Here is a 9160-nt window from a genome sequence, read left to right on the forward strand (position 1 = left end):
CCGGCGCTCTGTTTATGCCGTGTAATTTAAGGAATATTAAAGTTTACTGCAGAACGACTTCTTTGGCTGTATTGATCTCGGCCAGGGCGGCGAGCTTCACCAGCACATCATTCGGAACTTCTTTATCGACGGTCAGCAGCATGATGGCTTCGCCGCCGATAACGGTACGTCCCACCTGCATCGACGCGATGTTGACGTCGTTCTGGCCGAGCAGCGTACCCACGTTGCCGATAATGCCGGGTTTATCGTTATGGGAGATCAGGATTTGGTTGCCTTCCGGAGCGATATCAACCGGGAATTTACCGAGCTGCACGATCCGCTCTCCATATCCTTGCAGAAGCGTACCAGCCACGAGGCGCTCTTCGCCTCCCTCAGCAATAATCTTCACTGTAATCAGGTTGGTAAAGCCTTTGGTCTTCGAGGCTTTCGTCACGACTACATTCACTTCGCGAGTCTTGGCGAGGTGCATGGAATTGACGATGTTGACGTCGCCGCCGAAGTGGCGGGACAGTACGCCTTTGACAATGTACCGGTTCAGCGGCTGGGTGTCGACATCCGAGAGATCTCCGGCAAATTCCACATGAATTTCGCTGATGGCGCCATTCGTAATCTGTGAAGCGAAGCTGCCGAGCTTCTCGCCGAGAGTGAAGTAAGGCTGCAGCTTGTTCATAACGCTTGGAGCCACCGGAGGGATGTTAACCGCGTTGATGAACGGCTCGTTCCGCAAAATATGCAGCACTTGCTCGGATACGTCGATCGCCACATTCTCCTGCGCTTCCACAGTCGATGCTCCAAGGTGCGGAGTAACGATAATCTTCGGATGCGACAGGAACGGGTGATCCGCTTGCGGCGGTTCTTTCTCGAATACGTCGAAAGCCGCTCCGGCCACGATCCCTGCATCAATAGCTTCTACCAGAGCCATTTCGTCAATAACACCGCCGCGTGCGCAGTTGACGATGCGCATGCCTTTTTTCATAACCTCGAACTGAGGACGGGAAATCATATGGCGCGTTTGCGGAGTCAGCGGAGTGTGAACCGTAATGAAGTCCGCGCCCTTTACGATGTCATCGACGGTCGCCAGTGTAACTTCCAGCTTCTCTGCCCGGTCAGCCGTCAGAAACGGGTCGAAGGCCAGGATGTTCATGCCGAATGCTTTGGCGCGCTTGGCAACTTCGCTGCCGATCCGGCCCATGCCGAGAACGCCAAGCGTTTTGCCCCGAAGCTCAACGCCAAGGAACGATTTTTTGTCCCAAACGCCGGTAATGGTCTTCGCATAGGCTTGGGGAATATGGCGGGCTAGAGCCATCATCATCGCAAAGGCATGCTCACAGGTCGTGATGGTGTTGCCGTCCGGCGCGTTAATCACGACAACCCCGCGCTTCGTGGCGGCTTCCAGATTGATATTGTCAACGCCGACGCCAGCACGTCCGATTACTTTCAGATTGGACCCCGCTTCGATAATTTTCTCGGTAACAGTGGTTTGGGAGCGTACGAGCAGGCCGTCGTATTCGCCGATAATCGCAATAAGTTCATCCTCGCTGAGTCCTGTTTTTTTGTCTACCGTTACGTCGCTTGCTTCCGTCAGCTGCTGAATGCCCAGATCGCTGATCGGGTCCGATACCAAAATTTTAAACATGATTTCTTTTTCCTCCTTAAATGTGTGAACATATTATTTTTGAGGAGGCCCTTTAAGGCTCTCCGAATTACCTGAAACAGCTTTTCCACAGAAGAAGGCGATCATACCGCATTTTCAGGCAAGCGTCAACGCGGTGTCGCAGCAGAGAATAGGTCTAAAGCAGGGCCTGACGTATGAGTTGTTCATCTGGGCGGGCGCAGAGAAGCAGGCGGTCAACAAAAAAACTCCCGAATCCATACTGCTTCCGCAGTAAGGGACGAGAGTTGTCGTGGTACCACCCTAATTCACCGCATCCTTTACAGACACAGTCTCATATCCTGAAAACAGGAACACTGGTAACGGAGGTGATCCGATTGTGCCTACTATTAGTTCAACACAATATCTCAGGAGCGCTAAAGTACACTGTCCGCCACCGGCTTGCACCATCCGCCGGCTCTCTGAAGACCTTCAGTAACTTTGTTCCATCATCGGTTTTGCTTGATCAATTTTTTCATAATGTAACATGGCTGTGCTACATGTGTCAATAGTATTTTGCCGGATGATTGTGGTATGATGCATTTGCCGATATCAGTCGAAGAAGAAAGAAAGCTGCGGCAGCGTTTCCTTGCTGTAGTACTGCTGGCGCCATTTGGAGAAATCATTTTCCCTAAGGGCTCCAGTGGATACAAGCAGGGAGGTTATGCTTTGGATATCCTTAAGTTTCAAGGATGCGGCCTTGCCGGAACGGATCAAATTGTCGATCTTGGCCGTTACATCCTGCGGTTCGTAGTTCTCAAAAATGCCCCGGTTCCGCATGATTTCCGCGATAGCCGCATTCTTGAGCAGCAGCGGCATCTTGTCCCATTTTGCCAGCGGGATCATCTTCAGATCGCCCGTCTCGGAAGGAATGGCAGAATTCTTCTGGGAACCCCATTTAAGCATTGAGTCATAATAATTGCTCTGGGCCAAAAGTCCGTATCTAACCGCTCCAGCCGCTAACTCCCCATTTTTCAGCGCCTTAACCGCCTGTTCATTCCCGGAGGACGAGGATGCCTTGCCGGCAGCTTCGGAGAAGAGACGAAGGCTTTTCAGGATATTAAGCTGGCCCTGCTTCAGAAGCGCAGATTCGTCGAAGATGGAGTCCTGTGTCACTTGCGAGTAAGCGCTTTTTGCCGAATTGCGGAGATTTTTGAGTATTTCCGTACGATCAGCGCCGTTTCCCCGTACCAGAAGGTCAACCTGCTCGTTCCAGTTGCGCTTGAATTCCCGATATGGCGAAAATACGTTATGATAGAACGTAACCAGATCCGTTTGGCGGTAATAAGCGAAGGATTCCGAGGATTGACCATCGGCGTTCAGTTTCTCATATTTGGCCTCGACCTTGTCGGCGCCAACCTTCACTCCGGTGAAAAAGACAGCAAAGGCAGAGATCAGGCAGAACAAGAATCCAAGGGTGTACAGCATCGGCTTGCTGGATGAACGGTGATTCATAAAAACGGCTCCTTTTTCTGTGAGGATTGAATTGGATATGAATGCTAGGATTTGAAATATTTTAAGAACAGGTAGGTAATGAATGAAAAAATTTAAATTCGGCGATATAAAAGTACAAAAAGCATCACCGGAGCAGTTAACCGACCGGCTGCTTTTAATTAATCTTTATGTTACACAGGGCCTTACCCTTATTATCGGTTTAATCTGGGTATTATTTCAGAAAAGAAATCCTTTTCACGTGCTAAATTTTCCCGAAAGCATCAATTTTGCAGCCTGGGGACTAGGTCTCGCGGTCATTATGCTGATAGTGGACTTTGTGTTAACCTATATTGTCCCCGAACAAACTATGGATGATGGAGGAATCAACGAGCTGTTGTTCCGCAAACGGCCGCTTTGGCATATCGTGCTGATCGCCGCCATCGTGTCCATTTGCGAAGAGCTGCTGTTCCGAGGCGCCATACAATTTGCTTTTGGGCCGTATTGGACAAGCATCCTATTTGCAATTATCCATGTGCGCTACTTAAGGCACTGGATTCCAACGGGCTGGGTATTTGCCAGCAGTTACGGCCTCGGGCTTATCTACATCTATTCCGGTACGATCTGGGCGCCTATTTTATGCCATTTCATCATCGACCTGTTCTCAGGACTGGTGATCCGCTACAGGAGGGAGTCATGAGTGAGGAGCTCAGCCGGGTGAAGTCCCGCCAGAACAAGAGAAAACGCGGGGACATATCCGGTGTCAAAACAAGCAAGCCGCGTAAAGCGGAAGCTTCTTCTCCAAGGAAAAAAGAATCATCCTCACAAGCCCTGTCCCGGTCGCGAAAAAAGAATACGGAGGGCGGAAAGTCCGCAGCGGTAAGGCAGAAGGCCGGAACCGCACGGGGTGGGAGAAGAGCGGACCGGCCCAAACCGGGAGAAGAAGAGGAGCAGTCTCCTCCATCCCGTTCCGCGACCCATCGCTCGGAACGGATCAGGCTCAGCAAGCTGTTCGTGAATTCGCTGAATGTTCTATTTATGCTGCTGCTGATCTTTCTGGTCTGGTGGGGGATAAAGGGAGCTCCGCCGCTTAGGACGCTATGGTAGCGGGTTTGGCCGGGCTGCTACAGTTTGCGATAATCAGGTGAAAGGCCCCGCTCATCCCTCACGGGATGGGTCGGGGCCTTTTAGCGGTTAATTCAGGCTTACCGCATTTTCAGCTCGATACTGCGCGGATCGGCAAAGCCGTAGCCCTTGCTCGCAAGCGTCGTCAGCAGTTTATCCAGCGCTTCGGCTGTCCATGGCAGTTCGTGCATCAGGATATTGCTGCCGGGATGGAGCTGATCGGTGACGTTCTTGATCAGCTTTTCCGTCTTGCCTGTGTCCTTTTCCTTCATCGTCCAATCAAGGGAGCCATTGGACCAAGTCATGTACAGCATTCCGTTCTCCGCGGCGACCTTTCTGCCAACATCTCCGCCTGCCCCATGGGGAGGCCGGAAGAATACCGGCGCCACTCCAGTGACTTCCTTTACGATTCTTTGCACATCTTCAATCTGTTTCTTGACGGCGGTGTACGGCTTATCCTTGAGAACGATATGATCCCAGCTGTGATTGCCGATAATTCCGCCGCGTTCCTGAATCAGCTTCAGCAGCTCCGGGTGCTCCTTGATGCGGTACCCATTGACGAAGAAGATCGCTTTGGCTTTATGTTTATCCAGGGTGTCGAAGATTGAATTGATCAGCTTTGCTTCCTTAGGTCCGTCATCGAACGTCAGCAGTACGACCTTTTTGTTCGTGCTCTCTTCATTGGGTTTAATATCGTAATTCTTGTTCATGTGGTACAGCAGCGGTACTTTGACTTCCGTTCCGCTTCCGGCCTGTTCCTTCTGCTTTGCGCCACCGTCAACCGATCCTTCAGCCGGCGAGACGGAAGCTCCCGGCGATGCAGCAGGACTCTGACTGCTAGCGGCAGCGGAAGGCTGTATGGAAGGACTTGCTGTAGAAGTTCCGGCCAGGGCCGCTGAAGCTGAAGCATTTGAGCTTGGCGCAGCCGCCTTTCCGCCATCCGGAGCCGTGTTCTCCGCACTGCTGCACGATGTCAGCAGAAAGGCGGCAAGCAGCAGCGCAGCTGTCTGTTTACCCACTTATTTCAACTCGCTTTCCTGTGATTAAGCTGTATGAGGCGAAAACCTTCTGCGAACACTAGAGATGATTTTATCATACAAGGAGGTAATAAATGTGAAGACTTCGTCATTTTTGTTCGGAGTGATGCTGGGCGCCGCCGGCAGTATGCTTATGTCCAGGAAACGGAACATGTTGATGCCCATGCTGGGTCAATCCGGGGCCGCCGAAAAAGCCAAAAATAAAATTATTAACATGGCGACTACAGGCTTCGGGAGCACTTCCGCAAATCAGCAGCCGGCCAAAACGGAAAGCTCCGGATCGGATGGACATAAGGCGGCTTCGCCTGTCCGTTCCAAGGAAGCCAGCCTGAGTATGCTTAAGGATTTTATCCGCAGCAATCCCGATGTCAAACACGACGTGGAAAAAATCCTCAAAGAAACCCATACAGCCATACCGGGCTTGTAATCGCAGGAAAGGCCGAAAGAATCATTTTGGAGATCCCTTTTCTCCAAGATGATTCTTTTTTAGTTAGGAAGAAGCGGCTACTCACTTTTGAAAATGCTGCTTATTCCGCTTATAATATATTTACGTGCATTTATCGCGGCAAAATGGTAACATACATACATATCAATCACCATAATAACCATTTTTGGCTCATTACTCGGGACTCATCATACACTATAATAAATTTGAGTTTTCAAAAGGAGGATCCTGTCATGAGAATAGAGCGTTTAAGTCAAGATAAGATACGGATTTTCCTCACTTTTGACGATCTGAGCGAGCGGGGAATCCAGAAGGAAGATATGTGGCAGGAAGTCCCTAAAGTTCATGACCTTTTTACGGAGATGATGGATCAGGCATATAATGAACTCGGATTTGACGCAACCGGTCCTCTTGCCGTGGAAGTGTTCGCTCTGCCTGCACAAGGCATGGTCGTCATCGTCACCCGGGGCAAATACGATCATCAGTACGGTTCGTCAGGTGAAGAAGAATTGCCGGATGAGATTTACGAAATGGAAGTCACTCTTGAACAAGCGGACTCCATTGTCTACGCTTTCCGCGATTTTGAAGTCGTGGTTGAAGCGGCTCATGTGCTCATTGGCAATATTACTTCCGCAGGCAAGCTGTACTCTTATCAGGATAAATGGTACCTCTATTTCGATCCGAAAGAATTTGAGGAACCCGCGCTGTCAGCGCTTGTTGCCGTACTCGCGGAATTCGGGGATTCATCTCCGGTGACCGAGGCGGTACTGAATGAATACGGCAAGACGGTTATGGCGGAGAACGCCGTTCAGCAGCTTTGCGCCTTTTTCAAACGCCAGGAATAATAAGGAAGGGGCGGAACTTCGGTGACCCTTTACCTATTTGCGACGACGCCGGCTGGTCCTGCCTGTTTCATAGGGGATAGGTCGGCTGTTCTTTTATTTGACAAGCGGGGAGGTTCGTTCGGTGCTTTTGTTATCGGTGGTTTCGTCGGCAGTGGCACCGGGGCTTGCTCTGCTGATTTATTTTTACCTGAAGGACAAGTATGACCAGGAGCCGCTCCATATGGTGCTTAAAGTTTTCTTGCTGGGCCTGCTGATTGTCTTACCGGTCATGATTATTCAGAGAGGACTGACGCTGGGGCTGGATACCGGTCCTTACACGGAATCATTTCTGATCTCCGCCGGAGTGGAAGAGTGCTTGAAATGGTTTGTGATGTATCACATCATCTACAATCATACCGAGTTCGATGAACCGTATGACGGCATACTTTATGCCGTAGCGATTTCGCTTGGTTTTGCGACGATTGAGAATGTGATGTACGCCTGGTACAGCCATGCTTCGCTTGGCTCCATGTTTCTTCGCGCGCTTCTTCCGGTATCGGGGCATGCCATGTTCGGTGTTGTGATGGGGTATCACCTCGGCAGAGCCAAATTCTCGAACGGGGGCAGAAGGCGCGGCATCCTGGCCGTATCGCTGCTTCTTCCATGGATTTGGCACGGAATTTACGATTTTATTTTGAACACGATGGCAAACTATTGGATTTGGTATATCGTGCCGTTAATGGCCTTCTTATGGTATGGAGGCATGATTAAGGTGGCGCGTGCCAACAGCCTTTCGCCTTTTCGCCTGCTGAAACGGGAGGAAGAGGTTAATCTATAGTGCAGATGGAGACACTGTTACGGGCAGATTTTCCACAGGGAAGATTAGACTGTAAAGCGAGGTGTCTTTTTTTGCGTGTAAAGGTGCGAATCGTGTGCAAGCAGTGCGGGGAAAGCTATATTCTGCGCGGCATAAAATATCATGGGATTATCCAGACGGGCTTCAAGCAATGTCTATGCAACTGCACCGAAGGATTTCTGATCGAAGAGCAGGCTTAATAAGACGCTGCTCTTTTTTGCTTTCTGTACGCTTCCTATACCGATTCTCTTTGCGGCTGGTGCATAAGACTTCTTTATTTTAGTCAAACTAACGGCAATAAGCTACCAGAAGGGAGTCTTCAAGGCATATGTACAAAAGAATGAGTGCCGTATTGTTCCCATTGACTTTGATTCTGCTCATCGGGGCGCTTGTATGGGGCTATCAGGAGAATCAAGAGAAGAACGCGGTTCTGCTGAAAGCGGAAAATCAATACCAGCGGTCCTTCCACGATCTGTCTTATCATATGGAGCGGCTGCATGGCGAATTGGGCAACGCGCTTGCCGTCAGTTCGACCTCCGATGGAATGCACCGTAAGTCTCTAACGAATGTGTGGCGGATGACCAGCCAGGCGCAGAGCGAGATCAACCAGCTCCCGCTGACCCTGCTGCCTTTCAGCAAGACAGAGGAATTACTCTCCAAGATCTCCAACTTCTCGTACAAGGCGGCAGTGCGCGACTACAAAACGAAGCCTATAACCGATGGGGAAATGAAAAACCTGAAGGCTTTGTATAAAAACTCCGGCGAAATTTCGAAGGATCTTCAGGAGGTACAACACAAGGTCATTACGAATCACCTGCGGTGGATGGATGTTGAGTCGGCGCTGGCAACGGAGAAAAAAGCCGAGGACAACACGATCATCGACGGTTTCAAAACAGTGGATAAAAGGGTCAGCGCCTATCCGGAACTGGATTGGGGGCCGTCTGTAGCCAGTGTTTACGATAAACGTTCCGTCAAAAAGCTGAAAGGTCCTCCCGTTTCCCCTGAGGATATCCGCCGCAAGGCGCTGAAGTATGCGGATCTAGGCAGCGGAGCCAAAGTGCATGTTACCGAGAACGGGAAAGGTACGGAATGGGAATCGTACACGGCGACGGTAAGCGGAGCGAATGAAACGGTGAGCATGGATTTTACAAAAAAAGGCGGGCTGCTGATTTCTTATCACAATAACCGCGAGATTGGCGCCCCGAAGGTATCAATGGAAGATGCCGTTGTGAAAGCAGGGGAATTCCTAAAACGCAAGGGATATTCGAATATGACGCCCGTCAGCGCCGACCGTTACGGAAATATGGGCAATTTCACTTTTGTAACGAAGCAGAACGGTGTGCTGATCTATCCTGAAAAAATAACCGTGCGTGTCGGACTCGACAACGGCCATGCCACGGGTTTTCAGTCCAGCGATTATGTTAATGAGCATCAGGAGAACCGCAAAATTGCGAAGCCCCGAATGAGCCTTGCCGAAGCGCGCAAAAAGCTTAACCCGGATCTCCGGGAGACATATAACCGCCTCGCCTTGATTGAGAATAACGACGGTGAAAAAGTGCTCACTTACGAATTCGGCGGCCGGATTAACGGTTCCAAGTATCGTCTATATCTGAATGCGGACACCGGCATCGAAGAATCGGTTGAAGAGATCCGGACCGCTTCCGGCGCCCAGCAGAAATAACAACTTTCAAGAGTTTTAGTGTCGCAGTCCCCCACCTCCAAGCCAACAGCGAAGGTGGGGGTTAGACACGTCTACTTAACAAACATATGTTCTTGTGTTATGCTGGATCC

Annotated in this window: 10 protein-coding genes and 1 other annotated feature; of the genes, 7 read left to right on the forward strand and 3 right to left on the reverse strand. The window is 50.4% G+C overall.

Annotated features, from left to right (window positions below):
- Positions 1-43: 43 nt before the first annotated feature.
- Positions 44-1636, reverse strand: a complete 1593-nt coding sequence (gene serA, locus L691_RS0114435; RefSeq protein ID WP_025691199.1) for a phosphoglycerate dehydrogenase — start codon at positions 1634-1636, stop codon at positions 44-46.
- 249 nt (positions 1637-1885) lie between these two features.
- Positions 1886-2113, reverse strand: a binding site (T-box leader).
- 90 nt (positions 2114-2203) lie between these two features.
- Complete coding sequence (locus L691_RS0114440; RefSeq protein ID WP_025691200.1) at positions 2204-3106, reverse strand: hypothetical protein; 903 nt, start codon at positions 3104-3106, stop codon at positions 2204-2206.
- A gap of 82 nt (positions 3107-3188) precedes the next feature.
- Between L691_RS0114440 and L691_RS0114445 the strand changes: the two genes are divergently transcribed.
- Both L691_RS0114445 and L691_RS0114450 read left to right on the forward strand, forming a co-directional pair.
- Positions 3189-3782 carry a CPBP family intramembrane glutamic endopeptidase gene (locus tag L691_RS0114445; protein ID WP_025691201.1) on the forward strand — a complete coding sequence of 198 codons (594 nt, stop codon included), beginning with the start codon at positions 3189-3191 and terminating at the stop codon, positions 3780-3782.
- Positions 3779-4189: a hypothetical protein gene (locus L691_RS0114450; RefSeq protein ID WP_025691202.1), complete on the forward strand. Its 411-nt coding sequence runs from the start codon at positions 3779-3781 to the stop codon at positions 4187-4189. The genes L691_RS0114445 and L691_RS0114450 overlap by 4 nt, the downstream gene beginning before the upstream one ends.
- A 98-nt stretch (positions 4190-4287) precedes the next feature.
- Here the strand turns inward: L691_RS0114450 and L691_RS0114455 are convergent, their stop codons facing one another.
- On the reverse strand, positions 4288-5226 hold the full coding sequence (locus tag L691_RS0114455; RefSeq protein ID WP_025691203.1) for a polysaccharide deacetylase family protein: 939 nt from the start codon (positions 5224-5226) through the stop codon (positions 4288-4290).
- A gap of 94 nt (positions 5227-5320) precedes the next feature.
- Here L691_RS0114455 and L691_RS0114460 point away from each other — a divergent pair, with 94 nt between their 5' ends.
- From L691_RS0114460 to ypeB, 5 genes are all read left to right on the forward strand, one after another.
- Positions 5321-5671, forward strand: a complete 351-nt coding sequence (locus L691_RS0114460) for a hypothetical protein (protein WP_025691204.1) — start codon at positions 5321-5323, stop codon at positions 5669-5671.
- Positions 5672-5922: 251 nt separating this feature from the next.
- Complete coding sequence (locus L691_RS0114465; RefSeq protein ID WP_025691205.1) at positions 5923-6534, forward strand: genetic competence negative regulator; 612 nt, start codon at positions 5923-5925, stop codon at positions 6532-6534.
- A 121-nt stretch (positions 6535-6655) separates the two neighbouring features.
- Positions 6656-7351: a glutamic-type intramembrane protease PrsW gene (gene prsW / locus L691_RS0114470; protein WP_025691206.1), complete on the forward strand. Its 696-nt coding sequence runs from the start codon at positions 6656-6658 to the stop codon at positions 7349-7351.
- 71 nt (positions 7352-7422) lie between these two features.
- Positions 7423-7569, forward strand: a complete 147-nt coding sequence (locus L691_RS32840; RefSeq protein WP_198023045.1) for a hypothetical protein — start codon at positions 7423-7425, stop codon at positions 7567-7569.
- A 128-nt stretch (positions 7570-7697) separates the two neighbouring features.
- Positions 7698-9050: a germination protein YpeB gene (gene ypeB, locus L691_RS0114480; RefSeq protein ID WP_025691207.1), complete on the forward strand. Its 1353-nt coding sequence runs from the start codon at positions 7698-7700 to the stop codon at positions 9048-9050.
- Positions 9051-9160 lie beyond the last annotated feature (110 nt).

The organism is Paenibacillus zanthoxyli JH29 (genome assembly GCF_000520715.1).
Classification (GTDB): Bacteria; Bacillota; Bacilli; order Paenibacillales; family Paenibacillaceae; genus Paenibacillus_AQ; species Paenibacillus_AQ zanthoxyli.